Genomic DNA, 15,921 nt, shown 5'->3' with positions numbered 1-15,921 from the left:
GTGCATCAGGCGTGGAGGAGCGTGGCGCGGTCGCCGGCGAAGGCGGCGCGCGTGATGGTCTGCATCGCGGCGAGATCGAGCGGCCGCGGGTTGTTCTTGATCAGCCGCGCCGCGTTGAGCGAATATTCGGCGACATGATCCTGCTGATCGGCGCGCAAACCCAGGTCCGCGAGCGAGCGCGGGATGGCGATCCGCTGGAACAGCGCATCGACCGCATCGATAAACGCCTGCGCGCGCTCGGCCGGCGTGGCGCCCGCGATCCCGACCAACTCGGCGAGCTCGGCGAAACCGTCGGCGCAGGCGGGGCGGTTGAACTGCATGACATAAGGCAGCAGCGTCGCCACTCCCTGCCCGTGCGCCGTGTGCGTGAGGTTGCCGACCGGATATTGCAGCGCGTGCGCCGCCGCGGTGCCGGCCGTCCCGAAGGCGCAACCCGCCGCGAGCGACGCGAGCATCACGCCCTCGCGCGCCTCGATGTCGCTGCCGTCAACCACGGCGCGCTCGAGATAGCGGAACACATTCGTCACCGCGAGCTTGGCGAAATGATCCGACAGCACGTTCTTGCCGACGAAGACGTGCTGCTCGGTCAGCATCGCGTCGATCGGGCGCGCCAGCGTGGTATAGGCCTCCACCGCGTGGGTCAGCGCGTCCGCGCCCGAGAAAGCGGTGAGCGCGGGCGGACAGGTCACGGTCAGTTCGGGGTCGCAGATCGCCACCTGCGCGATCAGGTGCGGGCTGGCGATGCCGACCTTGGCGCCGCGCTCCTCGTCCGCCACCACCGCCACCGGGGTCGCCTCCGAGCCCGTGCCCGAGGTGGTCGGCACGGCGACCAGCGGCATCACCGGGCCGGGCACCGCGAACTCGCCGTAATAGTCGCGTACGCTGCCGCCATGGGTGAGCAGCACCGCCGCCACCTTGGCGAGGTCGAGCGAGCTGCCCCCGCCGACGCCGATCACCACGTCGGCGTCGAAGCCGCTCGCCGCGGCAACGCAGGCATCGATCGAGCGCAGCGGCAGATCCGGCACGGTGCCGTCGAACACGCGCGTCTCGACGCCGTGCGCGGCGAGGTCGGCGAGCATCGCGGTGAACTCGGGCTGCGCAGCCTGGCGCTCGTCGGTGCAGAGCAAAGCGCGCTTGCCGAGCCGCGCGCTGGCCGAGCCGAGCGCAGCGCGCTGGCCGCGCCCGAACAGGATGGAGCGCGGCAGGCGCGCCGCGCCGAACAATGCGGGCGCGGTCGGGTCGGACGTCATCGAAGTGTCTCCAGAAGTCATGCCGCGGTGACCTCGTCGGCGGTGGCGAGCCGCTTCGACGCGTCGATCCGCAGGAACAGAAGAGCGGCGATCGCGCACAGCACCGCGAGCACCATGAAGGCGGGGAACCAGCCGCTGACCGTGACGATATAGCCTGTCACCGCGGCAGCGATCGCCGCGCCGAGGTTGCCGAGCGTGTTCATCACCGCGGAGACCGAGCCGGCGAACTCGCCGCCGATGTCGAGCGTGACGGCCCAGGACACGCCGACGGTCAGCTCGAGCCCGAACACCGCGACGCAGAAGCAGATGATGCTCGCGATCGGCGCATCGATCGCGGCGGCGAGCGGCATCATCACCGCGGCGGTGACGAAACCGACCACCGCGACCGAGCGCCGCGCCATCTTCAGCCCCGCGCCGCGCTTCACCAGCAGGTCCGAGGTCCAGCCGCCGGCGAGATCGCCCACCACGCCCGCCATCAGCGGCAGGCTCGCGAACAGCCCCATCACCGCGAGGTCGTAGCCGCGCGCGTCGTGCAGGTACTTCGGGAACCAGGTCAGGAAGATGTTGATGCAATAGGCGTAGCAGAAATACATCGCCGACAGCGTCCACAGCTGCGGCTGCGCCAGCAGCCGGCGCCACGGCACCTTGGCACGCGCCGGCCCAGTGCCCAGGGCGCCCTCGATCATCGCGCGCTCGGCCGCGTTGACGCCGCGATGCTCGCGCGGGGTGTCGCGGTAGTAAGCGAACCAGAACACCGCCCAGACGAGCCCGACGCCGGCGAACAGCAGGAACGGCATGCGCCAGCCGAAATCGAGGATCAGCAACGCCACGAACACCGGGGTCACCGCGCCGCCCAGCCGCGCGCCGGCGTGGGTGAGGCCCTGCGCCCAGCCGCGCTCGGCGGGCAGCATCCAGCGCGACAGCGAGCGCGTCGCGATCGGGAAAGCGCCCGCCTCGCCCAGGCCGAAGAGGAAACGGCACACCATCATCGAGCCCGCCGACCAGGTCAGCGCGGTCGCCGCCGTGAAGGTCGACCACCACACCACCACGCCGGTCAGCGCGCGGCGCGGCCCGAAGCGGTCGCCGAGCCAGCCGCCCGGGATCTGGAACAGCGCATAGGCGAATTGGAACGCTGCGAAGATCCAGCCCATCGTGACGAGCGAGAAGTCAAATTCCTTCTGGATCGACGGCGCCGCGGTGGCGATCACCACGCGATCCATATAGGTGATCAGATAGGCCAGAACGGTCAGCCACAGCACCGCGTGGCGCACGCGCGTTGGACGAGCGGCGTGCTCGCCCGCTTCCCCGGCGACGGGCGCCACGGGCTCGGCCAAGGCGCCCGAGGCGCTCACGGGCGCGCCGTGCCGCACGCCTCGGCGGCGCGGCCGGTGCAGGTCTGCCAGATCGTCGGCACCTTGCGGCCGGCGACATAGACCGCGTTGATCGCGCGCGTGTTGCGGATGTCGCGCGTCGGATCGCGGTCGAGCACGAGCAGGTCGGCCCATTTGCCAGGCTTGAGCACGCCGCTCTCGTTCTCGCGCAGGAAGCTGGCGTTGGTGCCGGTCGCGGCGGTGAGCGCCTGGAGCGGTGTCAGGCCCGCCTTGACCATCAGCTCCAGCTCCCAATGCGCGAAATAGCCCGGGAAACGCGCGGTCGGGCCGCTGTCGGTCCCCATGCCGTAGCGCACCCCGCCCTTCACCTCGGCGGCGAGGCTGGCCATCGCGTTGCGCAGCACCGGCGGATACTTCGGGAACAGCGGCGAGGCCGCAAGCTTTTGCTGGCGCTCCTGGCTCTTCAGCGTGGCGATCGTCGACGGCGCGACCCCGCGCGAGAAGAACGGATCGTCGACGAACGGCAGCAGCGTGTAGGTGAAGCTCGCCTCGCGGCTGAGCGTCGAGGCGAGCTGCCACGTACCGCGCGCCTTCATCGCGCCGACGAGCGCCGGATCGGCGACGCGGTCACGCACCTGATGCATGAAGACGTCGACGCCCTCGCGCGTCAGCTCGGCGGCGTTGTCGTAGTAGAAGATATGCGCCGCGGACTGCTTGCCCGCCGCGTGCGCCGCGTCGATCACCGCCTGGCTGACCGGATAGGGCATGCGCTTGGCGACCGTGCCGAACTCGTCGTCCATCCACAATTTGACGAAGTCGTCACCCTTGGCGGTCTCGCGCTGGACCATCGCGGTCGCCTCGGCCGGCGTGGCCACCGACTGATCGAGACCCGGCACCCCGCCGTAGCTGCCCTTGTACACCACGCCGCGGCCGGCGGTGTAGGCGCGTGCCATATCGATTCGTCCGGCGCGGCGCTGGTCCGCGATCACCTGGTGGATCAGGTCGCCGTCGGTGCCGAGCGTGTAGACCGAGGTGACGCCGTACGCCGCATAGAGCTTCAGCTGCGCGTCGATGTTGGCGCGGTCGTAGTATTTGGTGAAGTTCTGATCGACCCCGTTGACCAGCCCGAGATGGACGTGGCTGTCGATCAGCCCGGGCATCAGGAACTTGCCGCGTAGATCGGTAACGGTGGCGCCCTTGGCCGCGGGGCGCCGCTTGGCCGGACCGACCCAGCTGATCCGCCCGTCAGTCATCACCAGCGCCTGGTCGGGGCGCGGCGCGCTGCCGGTGCCGTCAAACAGCGTGACATGGTCGAGCACGACCGTCTCCGCCGTCACTGGCACGGCAAGGCACATCGCCGCCAGCGCGACGCCGACGCGGGCTAGACCCCGCGTGCGACTTGGGCGAATCCGCCGCATCGCTTTCCCCTCCATGTCATATCCTATATGATCTGACTAAGTAGGGGCCGGAAGGCTGTCAAGCGCCGTAGCGGCGCTCAACACGAATGATCTCAGTCGGTTGCCGTGCCCTGCGCGAGCACGTGATCCATCCGCTGCTGTGAGCATTGCAGGTGGTGACGCACCGCGGTCTCGGCGGCTGCGGCATCATGCGCGACCAGCGCGTCGATGATGGCCCGATGCTCGCGCGCGGCCTCGTGCGGCGCGTTGGTGGCGTAGAGCGCGCGGAAGATGTGCAGGTGCGCGTGGAGCCGCTCGATCGTGTCCGCGATCAGGCGGTTTCCGCTGGCTGTCGCGATCAATCGGTGGAGCGCGGCATCGGCCTCGGCGAAGCGCGAGTAGGCGCGCGCGTCGCCGTCGGCCACGCCCGACATGTCGCGGTCGATCGCGCGCAGCGTCGCGATCGCCTCATCGGTCATGGCCTCCGCGGCGCGCGCGGCGGCATAAGGCTCGATCAGCTGCCGCAGCGTATAGAGATCGCGCACCTCGTGGCGCGTCATCTGCGGGCTGGCGCGATAGCCGACGTTCGGCATCTTGTAGACCAGCTTCTCCGCCTCGAGCTGGCTCATCGCCTCGCGAACGGGGGTCTGCGAGATGCCGAGCTGACGGGCGACGGTGTCGATCGCGATCCGCTCGCCCGGCGCGATCTTGAGGCTCATCAGCATGTCGAGCAGGTGATCGTAGGCGCGCTCCACCATCGTCGGCCCGGGCGCCGGCCGCGCGGCACGGGAGGAGACGGGAACGGAGCTCTTCGTGTCGATCTGCCGCAAGTGGGGTTCGCCGGTCCGAGAGGGAAACGAACGCGATCCTATAGGTTTTATACGATGAAGGTAAGTAGCAGACGACAGCGGCCCGCGCGCGTGACGCGCGGGCCGCCGGCCGGATCAGAAGCTGAAGCGGACGCCCAGCCGGTAGGTCCGCCCGAGCACGTCGTACAACGCCGGATTGACGAAGGACGGCGACTTGGCCGGGTCGCGGTTGAAGAGGTTGTCCACCTTGGCATAGGCGGTGACCGCCTCGGTGATGTTGAACGTCCCGCCCACGTCCATGTAGAAGGCGCCGGGCATGAAGTTCTGGTCGATCGTGGGATGCTGGTTGGTCGACACCGGGCAGGTGCCGGGCGCGCAGACGACATATTGGTTGCCGAGCGTGCCGTCGCTGAACCAGCGCTCCTGCAGCAGCAGCGAGAAGTCGTCGCCCTCGTAGGTCTGCACCGCCAGCCACTTCCAGTCGGGCGTGTTGCCGTTGTTGTTCCCTGCGGTGTCGTTGGGGATCGTGCCGGCGAGCCCGGTGTCGGTGACGAACTTGCTGATGTGCGTCGCCAGCGCGCGGACGGTGAGCCGTCCGGGCAGGCCCAGCGGCCGCTGCCAGCGATAGCTCGCCTCGATGTCGAAGCCGGAGGTGTCGATCGACGCCAGGTTGAAGGCCTGGACGTTGATGAAGTTCGGTCCCGCCTGGTTGTTCAGGTTAAAGGCGCTGCAGGTGCTGGGCAGGATGTTGCGATAGCACAGGTCGACGATGTCGCCCGCGCCCAGGCTCGAGATCACGTCGGTGATCTTGAGCTTGTACCAGTCGAACGACAGGCTCAGACCCGGCGCCCAGCTCGATCCGGAGAAGGCGATGCCCGCGGTGGTGTTGCGCGCGATCTCCGGCGTCAGGTTCGGGTTGCCGATCGTGTTCTGGATCGCGAGCACGTTGACGTTGCGGAACGGGTCGAAGAAGTTCGGCTGCGTCGTCGTGACGGGAGCGGCGAACAGCTCCGACAGGTTGGGCGCGCGCACGTCGCGCGAGGTCACGCCGCGCAGGCGGAAGCCGTCGATCGGCAGGTCCCAGGTACCGCCGACCTTCCACGCCCAGACCGTGCCTGAGGTGCTGTAATCGGTCACGCGCGCAGCGCCACTGACGCTGGCGCGACCCACCGAATCCCCGTCGAGCAATGGCACGGCGACCTCGACGAAGGCCTCCTTCACGCTGTAGGCGCCGGTGCCGTTCTTGTAATTGCCGGCATACCAATTGTTGCCCGCGGGCAGCTGAAGCGGATCGAACGGGTAGATCGAATCGTACGGCTGATTGTCAACGCCCGCGCCGTAAGGATCGGCGGTGACCTTGTAGAATTCGTGCCGGAACTCGCCGCCGAACGCGACCGATATCGGTCCTGCCCAGGAGCTGAACGGCGAGCCCGAGAAGTTGAGGCTGGCGACGTCCTGCGTCTGGCGCGTGCGCTGGCGCGGGCCGTTGGCGGGCATGACGTAGTCGAGCGCCTGCTGCGATGGGTTGCCGCCGAAGACGTTGAGCGGCTGACAGCCCGCCGCGCGCGCGACCGGGTTGGCGCAGACGATCGCGCCGTCCAAGGTGGTCGCGTTGATGGCGTTGTTATAACGCTGCGTCAGCAGGATGTTGTCAACGTCGATCTTGGTCTTGTTGGTACCGTGCTCGACGTAGATGTCGTAGCTCCAGTCCGAGCCGAACACCGGCTGCCGGCCCTTGGCGCCGACGACGAAGCGGTATTGCCGCCGGTCGGTGTGGACCTGGGTGTTGCCGAGCGCGGCGTTGCTGGTGCCGAACTGGAAGCTGGTGATCCCCGCCGTCGCGCACGCCGCCTTGACCTGGGTCGGCACATAGGGATTGGCGCATTGGATCGTCAGCGCGGGGCGGTTCTGCCCGCCGACCGGCTGGTTGTTGGTCTTCACCTGCGCGATGTTCGAGCTGACGTAGATCTCGTTGTTGGGCGCGAAGTCGAAGCCGATCCGACCATAGCTATTGATCCGCTCCAGCCCCGACAGCAGTGAACGGCCGGCGTCGACGTTGCCGGACAGGTCACCGCCCTGGCAGAAACCGGCGAAGCAGCCGATCACCGCGCCCGATGACGTGCGCGACGGCACGCCGCCCGAACCATATTGGAACTGGAACGGATTACCCGACTGGTCGAACGCGGTGCCCTGAAGCGGCCCGGCGGTGATCAGGCCGTATTTGGTGAAGGTGATCGACTGCGCATAGTCGCGCAGCACATATTGCGGCGAGCCGTCGTTGGTGACGTTGCGGTTGACCAGCGTGGTCTGCTTGAACCAGTCGCGCCCGCCGGCGAGACCGATACCGAACTCGCCACCGCCGACGCCCTCGTCGCGCGCATATTCGGTGCTGCCGACGATATGCAGGCGATCCTCGAGCAGGCTGGTACCGGCGGCGAGCTGGACCAGCACCTGCTCGTTGTCGCCGTAATCGGTGATGCCGCCCTGGACGTTACCCTTCACGCCCTTGAAGCGCGTGTCGGTGATGAAGTTGACCACGCCGCCGACCGCGTCCGACCCATAGGACGCCGAGGCGCCGCCGTTGACGACGTCGACGCGCTTGATCAACAGCTGCGGGAACTGGCTGACGTCGGGCACGCCGGTGACGTTGGCGCCGACGACGCGCTGACCGTCGATCAGCGTCAGCGTCCGGATCGCACCCACGCCGCGCAGCGAGAAGGAGCTCAGCCCCTGCGCGCCGCTCGAGGTGCTGAAGGTGTTGACGCTGGTGCCGGACGAGCCCTGCAGCGAGGGCAGCTGCGAGATGGTGGTGAAGACGTTGGGCTGCGCATTGGCCGCGATCGCGCCGGAGTCGATCACGGTCGTCGGCGTCGGCGCGGTGAAGCCGCCCGTGGTGATGCGCGATCCCGTGACGATGATGTCCTGCGCGGCGGCATCGCGCGCGCCCGCGCCGTCCTGTTCGGGCTGCGCGGTGGAACCCGCGGTGGTGTCGAGCTGTGGCGGCACCTCGGGCGGCGTCGTCGCGGCCCCCGCTTCCTGCCCGGCCGGTGCCGACTGTGCCCAGGCGGCTGCCGGCAGCGCGGTCGCGGCGACCAGCGCGGCGAAGGCCACGCCGCCCCGCATCCCGGCGCGGCGTGCGCTCGTGGTGGCTCTCATCATCGTCCCCTCCTCCAAGAGTTTGTGTCGTTTATCTCTGATCGGCAGCAGTGTGCGGCAGTCGGCTCCGCCATGAGCCGCACTTCTTCTAAACGTCGCGGTGCAAGTCGGGCGCTTGTGACAAGTCATTGTCCCAGCGATCGTCGTTGACCCCGGTACGGTGCTCGTCCGCGCTTCGTAGCAAAAGCTTCTCCCATCGCCGCGGCGATGGTGCGTCACCCTCCTCCTCTCGCACGCTCTCCGGTCGCTTGCGGACATGCCCCTTCGATCAACGGATCGATTCGATCGCTAGCCGCTTACGGTAACGTTACCATCGAAGCGTAATCATGCTTCTTTCGGTGTCAACACTCTCTCGTTAATAAAAACGCGCAGTGACTATTCGGTCGGTGGGCGCTGGCGGCGCTTCGCCGCCAAGAGATTGTCGCTTGCAAAACAACAGGTAAGATCGAGGCTGCCGCTACCGGTCGCGAAACAGCAACGGCGCCATCTGGTACAGGCTGCGCCGCCACGACAGGAACTCGTGCCCGGTATCCGGCGACACGTAGAAGACGCTGTTAAGTCCCGCCCGCTTCAACGCCTCCGCGTTGGCACGCGGATCGGTGCTCGGCCGCCCCGGACCGCCGCGGGTCCGCCCGTCCTCGAGCTCGCGGCTGCCGTAGCTGACGAAGGTGAGCCGCACCTTGTCCTTGTAGCCCGGTGCCGCGGCGACGTCCTCGGGTGCGATGGTACCGCCGCTCAGCAGCCCGATCGCGCCGAACGTGTCGAGGCTCTTGGGCGCGATCAGCTTGGTCTCGAAGCCGCCCATCGACAGCCCCGCCAGCGCGCGGTGCGGGGCGTCTGCAAGGGTGCGATAGTGGCGGTCGACATAGGGGATGAGCTCGTCGACCAGCACGGTGCGGAATGGCGTGATGTCGAAGCTGGCGAGCCCACCCGGGCTGCCGGGTCGGACGTCGTTGGTCATGCCATAGGTCATGACGATGAGGAACGGCGTCGCCTTCCCGGCGGAAAGCAGGTTGTCCATGATGAGATTGGCATGGCCCTGGTTGGACCAGGCGGTCTCGTCTTCGCCCCAGCCGTGCTGGAGGTAGAGGACCGGGTAGCGCTTGCCATCCGCCGCGTCATAGCCGGGCGGCGTATAGACGAAGGCGCGGCGATGCGTGCGCGTGCTCGGCGAGGCGAACAGGATCTGCTCGACGCGGCCGTGCGGCACGTCCTTCACCGCATAGAAGTCGGCGTCGCGCGCGGGGATCTCGATCCCGCTCTCCCACCGCGTCGAGCCGTAGAAATTGAGCGTGCCCGGATCGTTGAAGGTGCCGCCGTCGACAGTGAGGTGGTAATAATGGAAGCCCTCATCGAGCGGCCCCTCCGACGTGCCCGTCCAGCTGCCGTCCGCCGCCTTCGTCAGCACGGTGCCGCCGCGGCCGCCGAGACCGAGGCTGACGCGCACCGCCTTCGCCTCCGGCGCGGTGACACGGAAGCGGACGTACCCCTGCGAGTTGACCTGCGGATAGGCTTGGCCGGGTTGGTTGAGCGACGAAGGCTTGAAGTCCTCCGCCACCGAAGCGGGTGGAGCGGGCGCGGTCGTCTGCGCCATCGTCGGTGCACCGGCGACGAGGCACGCGATCATGGTGGCACGAGCTAGTCTCATCACCCTCTCCCCTCCTGGTTCGCGCTGCTCTACACGGCTCGACGAATCCTATCTGATATGTTCTACAGCATTCCGGAAGGGGTGCAAGCCGCCGAGATTAGTGGTGCCAGTAGCCACCGGCACGCCCCTTCTCACCCTTGCGTCATGCTGCACTCGTTCGAGGATCCACCCGTCCAAAATCGCCGCGTCCGCTGCTGGTGCGGCATCGTGGATCCTGAAGCGAGTTGAGGATGATGCGGAACGTTGGCCCGCGCTTGTCATGATAGCGGTAACTCGTACGGTGCGGCTGCAAAAGAAGGAGAGGCGAGATGCGTCGGGTCGTAATGCGGATGGGCATGGGTGCGGCCACGCTGCTGACGGTCGTCAGTGCCCCCACCGCCGCCCAGGTCGCGCGCTTCGAACGCTTCACCTATCAGGGCCGCACGCAGGAACAGGCGCCGCTGCGCGCCGGCCAGTACCGCAACCCCGTTGTAAGCGGCTATTATCCGGACCCTTCGGTCACGCGCGTCGGCGACGATTACTACCTCGTCAACTCGTCGTTCGCGCACTTCCCCGGCCTGCCCGTGTTCCACTCCAAGAACCTCGTCGACTGGACCCAGATCGGCAACGCGATCGACCGGCCTGACCAGCTCGACTTTACCGGTCGACGCGTCTCGGAGGCGGTGTTCGCGCCCGACATCTCGTACCACGCCGGCGTCTTCTACATCGCCAACACCTGCGTCTCCTGCGGCGGCAACTTCGTCATCACCGCGCGCGATCCGGCTGGCCCCTGGTCCAAGCCGATCTGGCTGCCGTTCGAAGGCATCGACCCGTCCATCTTCTGGGAGGGCGATCGGGCCTACATCATCAACAACCGCGCGCCGAACGAACCACCGCGCTACGACGGCCACCGCGCGCTGTGGGTGCAGGAGTACGACTGGCGCGCGGGCAAGATGGTCGGGGAGAGCACGCAGCTCGTCAACGGCGGCGTCGATCTCGCCACCAAGCCGGTGTGGATCGAGGGGCCTCACCTCCTCAAGAAAGACGGCTTCTACTATCTCACCGCGGCGGAGGGCGGCACCGGCGACAACCATTCGCAGGTAGTGTTCCGCTCGCGCGCGCTGCGGGGACCCTTCACGCCCTATGCCGGCAATCCGATCCTGACCCAGCGCGATCTGCCGTCCGACCGCGCGCATCCGGTCACATCGGCAGGACACGCCAAGCTGGTGCAGACGCAGAGCGGCGACTGGTGGGCGACCTTCCTGGCGACGCGGCCCTATGCGGACGGACATTACAATATCGGACGCGAGACCTTCCTGCTGCCAGTGACGTGGCGAGACGGCTGGCCGCACATCCTGGAGCGTGGCCGCGCGATCCCCTTCACCGCCACGCGGCCGCGGCTTCCCGCCGGCCCGGCTCCGGCGCTGCCGACCAGCGGCGACTTCGGCTATGTCGACGAGTTCGACGGCGGCGAGCTCGGCATGCAATGGATCGGCATCCGCACGCCGCGCCAGCGCTTCTACCGGCTCGCCGGGGGGGCGCTCGAGCTGCGCCCGGCCGCACGCTTCGGCGACCTGAGCGGCACGCCCGCCTTTCTCGGTCGGCGCCAGCAGCACCATGTCGCCACGGTGTCGACGGTGCTGCGCTTCATGCCCGAGCGCGACGGCGCGCGCGCCGGGCTGGCGGCGGTGCAGAACGACCGCTCGTTGCTCGAGTTCGCCGTCACGCGCCTCGGCGGCAAGACGGTCGTAGCGTTGTACAAGCGTGATTTGGCGCACAACGATACGCTGGTCGCCTCGGCGCCGGTCGATGCTGGCGGCGCGGTGACGCTGACGATCCGCGCCGACGGCGGGACGATGGCGTTCGACTATGCGATCGGCGGCAGGAAACAAACGCTGACCGACCGGCTCGACACGACGTTCCTCAGCACGCAGCGCGCGGGTGGTTTCGTCGGCACCGTCATCGGGCCGTTCGTCGAGGCGCCGTGACAGGGAGCGGGTGCAGCAGCGGCGGCGTGGCACGCCAGCATCGGGCATGTCGCTCGTCGTCACCGCGGACTTGTTGCGGGGTCCATCCATCCGCTCGTGCGCCGGCCCGAGGCGCTCGCGGCACGGTGGATCCCGGACCAAGTCCGGGATGACGCCTGGGCGCAGATGAAGGACTCGCCCTTACCCGAACACGAAGGCGCGGGTTAGCCGCGCCGCAAGTCCGGCCCGCGCAGCCGCAGCACCTCGCCCGCGCCCAGTCGCGCGTTGACGCGGGCCGTGCCGGCGCGCACCGTCACCGACCCCGCCGCGTCGGCAGTGACCACCACACGCTCGACCACCCCCGCACGCCATGTCAGGTCGACCCGCCGCGCGCCGCGGGCGCGCAGCCCGCGCAATGCGCCGCTCGGCCAAGCGCGGGGCAACGCCGGGAGCAGCAGGATCTCGTCGCCGTCGCTCTGCATCAGCATTTCCGCGATCGCGCGCGCGCCGCCGAAATTGCCGTCGATCTGGAACGGCGGGTGCGAGTCGAACAGATTGGGGTAGGTCCGCTCGGGGCCGAGCAGATAGGCAAGGATGCGGTGCGCGCGCTCGCCGTCGCGCAACCGCGCCCACAGATTGGCACGCCAGGCGGTGGCCCAGCCGGTCGACTCGTCGCCGCGCAGCTCGAGCGAGCGCCGCGCCGCCACGGCCAGCGCGGGCGTGCGCTCGACGTCGATCTGCGTGCTCGGGAACAGGCCGTACAGGTGCGAGACATGGCGATGGTGCGGCTCGGGCGCGGCAGCGTCCCAGTCCTCCTGCCACTCCTGCAATTGGCCCTGCGCACCGATCTTGTCCGGAGCGAGCCGCGCGCGCGCCGCGACGAGCTCCCCCGCGAACGCCGCGTCGGTGCCGAGCAGCGAAGCAGCGCGCGCGGTCTGCTCGAACAGGTCGCGCAGGATCTGCTGGTCCATCGCCGGGCCGGCACAGATCGCAGCGCCGCGCGGGTGGACGTTCTCGGGCGAGAGCGACGGGCTGGTCACCAGCCTGCCGCTCGTCGCGTCGACCTGTAGCGTATCGAGGAAGAACAGCGCGGCGCCGCGCATCAGCGGGTAGACCGAGCGAAGATAATCGAGGTCGCGGCCGTAGTCGTAGCGGTCCCACAAATGCGTGCAGAGCCACGCGCCGCCGGTCGGCCACAGGCCATATTGCGCCCCGTCGATCGGCGCGGTGGCGCGCCAGCCGTCGGTATTGTGATGCGCCACCCAGCCGCGCGCCCCGTACATCGCACGCGCGGTGCGCTCGCCCGTCTCCGCCAGCTCGCGCACCATCTGCACCAGCGGAGCGGTGCACTCGGCCAGCCCGGTCGCCTCGGCCGGCCAGTAATTCATCTCGGTGTTGATGTTGATCGTGTACTTCGAGCCCCATGGCGGCTTGACGCTCTCGTTCCACAAGCCCTGCAGATTGGCGGGCTGGCCGCCGGAGCGCGACGAGCAGATCAGCAGATAACGGCCGTAATCGAAGTAGAGCTGCGCCAGCGCGGGGTCGTCGCTTTGCTGGCTGGCACGCACGCGCTCGTCGGTCGGCCGCTCGGCCGCGGCGGTGCGGCCGAGGTCGAGCGTGACGCGGCGGAAGAGCCGGCGGTGCTCGCGCGCGGTGTCGGCGGCGAGCCGTGCGAACGGCGTCGTCGCCGCGCGCGCGAGCTGCGCCGCCGCGATCGCGCCGGCGTCGCCGCCGACGTCATCGAAGCGACGGTAGCTTGTCGCCAGCGCGACCAGCACGGTCACCGCGGCGGCGCCGCGGATCGTCAGACGTCCCTCGCGCGCGCTCAGGGTGCCGCCACGCACCAGTACCCGCACGCGCGCCGCCAGCCGCGTGGCGCCTGCGACGCCGTGCTCGTCGGGCGCGCGCGCGTCGAGCGCAAGCGTGTCACCGGCGGCGGTCACAGCGCCGCGCTGCGGCGTGGTGAGCGCGACGTCGAGGTCGATCGCGCCGGGGCGATCGGTGGCGAGCTCCACCGCGATGACCTGATCGACCGGCGATGCCAGCACGCGTCGGCGGTATCGCACCCCGCCCGCGGTGAAGGCGGTGGTGGCCAGTGCCGCGTCGAGATCGAGCTCGCGGTGATAGTCGCTCGTCGCACCGAGACCTGGCAGCTCCAGGATCAGGTCGCCGATCGGCTGGTACGACATCTGGCTGAGCGGCTGCGCCATCACCTTGGCGTTGGCGAGCGCCTGCGCCTCGGCGTAGCGCCCCGCCGCGATCAGCCGGCGCACCTCGGGCAGGGCCGCACGCGCCGCAGGGTTCACCGGATCATACGGCCCCCCGCCCCACAGGCTGCTCTCGTTGAGCTGGATCCGCTCGCGCGCGGTGCCGCCGAACACCATCGCGCCGAGCCGGCCGTTACCGACCGGCAGCGCCTCGGTCCACACGGTCGCGGGCTGGCGGTACCAGAGCCGCTGGCGGTCGGCCGCTCCGTCCTCGCCATGCGCGGGCAGCGCGCCGAGCGCCGCTGTTCCCGCCGCCGCGCCGATCGCGCCGCGTCGCGTCATCCCTTTTCGCTGAGTCATGATCGTTCTTCCCCGCTCAGCCGCGCAACAACCGCATCACCATGGCGCGGATCCGCCCGCTCTGCCCGCGCGCGAGCAATCCGTGCTGCGCCTCGGGCAGATGCGCAAGCGGGTGGCCGTCGGGGCGGAACACGTAATGGTCGAAGAAGGCGCGCCATGCCGCGCGCTCGCGCTCGGGCCGTTCGGCGATCGCCGCGACCGCGAGCAGCATCGCCGTATAGGGTGCATCGGGGCCGGCAGCGGCCGCGTCCCACCAATAGTTCACCAGCACGTTGACCGGGCTGAGCGCCTCGACCTGGTGCCACCACAGCTTGGGCAGATAGAGCGCGTCGCCGGGTGCAAGCTCGACCGTCATCGCGCGCGCCCGCGCGGCGGCGAAGCGCGGGTAGCGCGGGTCACCCGCGGGCGCGCCGACCGCGAGCCCGACCGGCTGCCCCGCCATATTGTGGTCGATCGGGCCGACGTAGAGGTCGCCGATCGCCTCAGGTGGGAACAAGGTGAAGCGCCGCTGCCCGGCGACGACGCAGGCGAGATTGTCCGAATTGTCGTGATGACACGCTACCGTCGAGGCATGGCCGAGCCAGATGCGGGGGCGCACCGCGGCCGGAAGCAGCGGCATCGCATTGTCCTCCACGAAGCGCGGCAGATAAGCGGCAGTGGGGAGCGAGCCGAGGTAGAGCGTCGTCGCCCCCTCGACCTCGGCGGTGTCGATCACGCGCCGCAGCGCCGCGGTCACGCCGATCGTCTCGCGCTCGAAATTGAAGCCGTCGAGCGCCTCCTCGTAATAATACCGGCCGCCGATTGCGGGTGCACCGACAAACGCCTCCGCCGACTTGCCGGCGTCGAGCGCGGCGACATAGTCGAGCAGCACCGCAGGCGACTGGCGCGCCGCGCGGGTGATCGGCCAGTCGGCGCACAGCCCGCGCACCACGAACGGCTCGCACGCCGCGACCAGTTCTCCGAATTGATCCGGCGCGCCGACCTCAGCGACCGTATAGTCCGCTGCGGTAGCGCTCACGCCACCGCCAACCGCTCGTTGCGCCGATGCGCGAGCACCGCGATCTGCGCGAGCGAGTCCACCAGCGTGTGGGCGTGATGGAGGTGGCCGGCGCGATACAGGCCCACCACCGTCGCGTCGTCGAGCTCGGCCAGCGCGTCGCGGCTGACGGTGTACAGGCCGTCGAGCCGCAGCTTCTCGCCGTCGTCAAACGAGAGCGAGACGTCGATCGGTTCGATCAGCCGAGCGTCGAGCAGCGACGCCATCAGCGCCTCGCTCTCGGCCAGTCCGGCATGGACCAGTCCGAGCGCGCGCTGGACCCGGCGGAGGTGCGCGGAAGGCGCTCCCTCCGCGTCGAACAGCGCCAGCTCCGCCTCCTCCGCGGCGAACCTGGCGTGGTCGAGGTCGATCGCGATATCCTGCTCGACCACGAAGAACCCCTCGCGCTCGAGATCGAGCGGCATGATGCCGTCCATCGCGCCGACGGCGTCGGCCAGGAGGTTCTCGCCCGGTACAAGGCCGAGCAGCGCACCGGCGTAGAAGCGCCCGGTCTCGGGATGTTTGGTCAGCACGATCGGGCAACGCGTCGCCACCTTGGCGAATTCGCTCGGCATGACCTGGACGAAGTGTCGCCCCGAGGCGCTGGCGCGGCGCATTGCAAGCGCGGCGTGTCGCTCGCTCGCCAACAGCTCCCAGACCGCCATGTCCCCTCCTTCTCGCCGGGCGCTCGCCTCGGCTCGCACGAAGGATCAGCGGGCGCACGGCCAGCGTCAAGTCGTTAGCGCTAAACTGATCCTATATGATCACTTGCCAGACCCGA

At 69.1% G+C, this 15,921-nt stretch carries 10 protein-coding genes; 1 reads left to right on the top strand and 9 read right to left on the bottom strand.

Features of this window, described 5'->3' with window-relative positions:
- Window positions 1–5 precede the first annotated feature (5 nt).
- The 6 genes from QBJ89_RS10380 to QBJ89_RS10355 form a co-directional block, all read right to left on the bottom strand.
- Entirely contained in the window at window positions 6–1,250 is a 1,245-nt protein-coding gene (locus tag QBJ89_RS10380; protein ID WP_277980431.1) for an iron-containing alcohol dehydrogenase, read from the bottom strand.
- 17 nt (window positions 1,251–1,267) lie between these two features.
- The gene (locus tag QBJ89_RS10375; protein ID WP_277980430.1) at window positions 1,268–2,602 is read right to left on the bottom strand and encodes an MFS transporter; all 1,335 of its coding nucleotides are present in this window, start codon (window positions 2,600–2,602) and stop codon (window positions 1,268–1,270) included.
- Window positions 2,599–3,999 carry an amidohydrolase family protein gene (locus tag QBJ89_RS10370; protein ID WP_277980429.1) on the bottom strand — a complete coding sequence of 467 codons (1,401 nt, stop codon included), beginning with the start codon at window positions 3,997–3,999 and terminating at the stop codon, window positions 2,599–2,601. The genes QBJ89_RS10375 and QBJ89_RS10370 overlap by 4 nt, the downstream gene beginning before the upstream one ends.
- A gap of 92 nt (window positions 4,000–4,091) precedes the next feature.
- The gene (locus QBJ89_RS10365; protein ID WP_277980428.1) at window positions 4,092–4,808 is read right to left on the bottom strand and encodes a GntR family transcriptional regulator; all 717 of its coding nucleotides are present in this window, start codon (window positions 4,806–4,808) and stop codon (window positions 4,092–4,094) included.
- Window positions 4,809–4,922: 114 nt separating this feature from the next.
- Window positions 4,923–7,943 carry a TonB-dependent receptor plug domain-containing protein gene (locus tag QBJ89_RS10360; RefSeq protein ID WP_277980450.1) on the bottom strand — a complete coding sequence of 1,007 codons (3,021 nt, stop codon included), beginning with the start codon at window positions 7,941–7,943 and terminating at the stop codon, window positions 4,923–4,925.
- 457 nt (window positions 7,944–8,400) lie between these two features.
- Window positions 8,401–9,591, bottom strand: a complete 1,191-nt coding sequence (locus tag QBJ89_RS10355) for an alpha/beta hydrolase-fold protein (RefSeq protein WP_277980427.1) — start codon at window positions 9,589–9,591, stop codon at window positions 8,401–8,403.
- A gap of 308 nt (window positions 9,592–9,899) precedes the next feature.
- Here QBJ89_RS10355 and QBJ89_RS10350 point away from each other — a divergent pair, with 308 nt between their 5' ends.
- Window positions 9,900–11,558 (top strand): glycoside hydrolase family 43 protein, encoded by a 1,659-nt coding sequence (locus tag QBJ89_RS10350; RefSeq protein WP_277980426.1) that lies wholly within the window; start codon window positions 9,900–9,902, stop codon window positions 11,556–11,558.
- 203 nt (window positions 11,559–11,761) lie between these two features.
- Here QBJ89_RS10350 and QBJ89_RS10345 read toward each other — a convergent pair whose 3' ends face one another.
- From QBJ89_RS10345 to QBJ89_RS10335, 3 genes are read right to left on the bottom strand one after another with little or no spacing between them, the layout of a single operon-like run.
- Complete coding sequence (locus QBJ89_RS10345; protein ID WP_277980425.1) at window positions 11,762–14,104, bottom strand: glycoside hydrolase family 95 protein; 2,343 nt, start codon at window positions 14,102–14,104, stop codon at window positions 11,762–11,764.
- A 16-nt stretch (window positions 14,105–14,120) separates the two neighbouring features.
- Window positions 14,121–15,122 carry a cupin-like domain-containing protein gene (locus QBJ89_RS10340; RefSeq protein ID WP_431522527.1) on the bottom strand — a complete coding sequence of 334 codons (1,002 nt, stop codon included), beginning with the start codon at window positions 15,120–15,122 and terminating at the stop codon, window positions 14,121–14,123.
- Window positions 15,119–15,805, bottom strand: coding sequence for a SapC family protein (locus QBJ89_RS10335; RefSeq protein ID WP_277980424.1), 687 nt, complete (start codon window positions 15,803–15,805; stop codon window positions 15,119–15,121). Before QBJ89_RS10335 ends, QBJ89_RS10340 begins: the two co-directional genes overlap by 4 nt.
- Window positions 15,806–15,921 lie beyond the last annotated feature (116 nt).

Source organism: Sphingomonas phyllosphaerae (assembly GCF_029623345.1).
Lineage (GTDB): Bacteria > Pseudomonadota > Alphaproteobacteria > Sphingomonadales > Sphingomonadaceae > Sphingomonas > Sphingomonas phyllosphaerae_C.
Note: the sequence above shows the minus strand (reverse complement) of the source record. Positions and strands in the feature narration are given on the sequence as shown.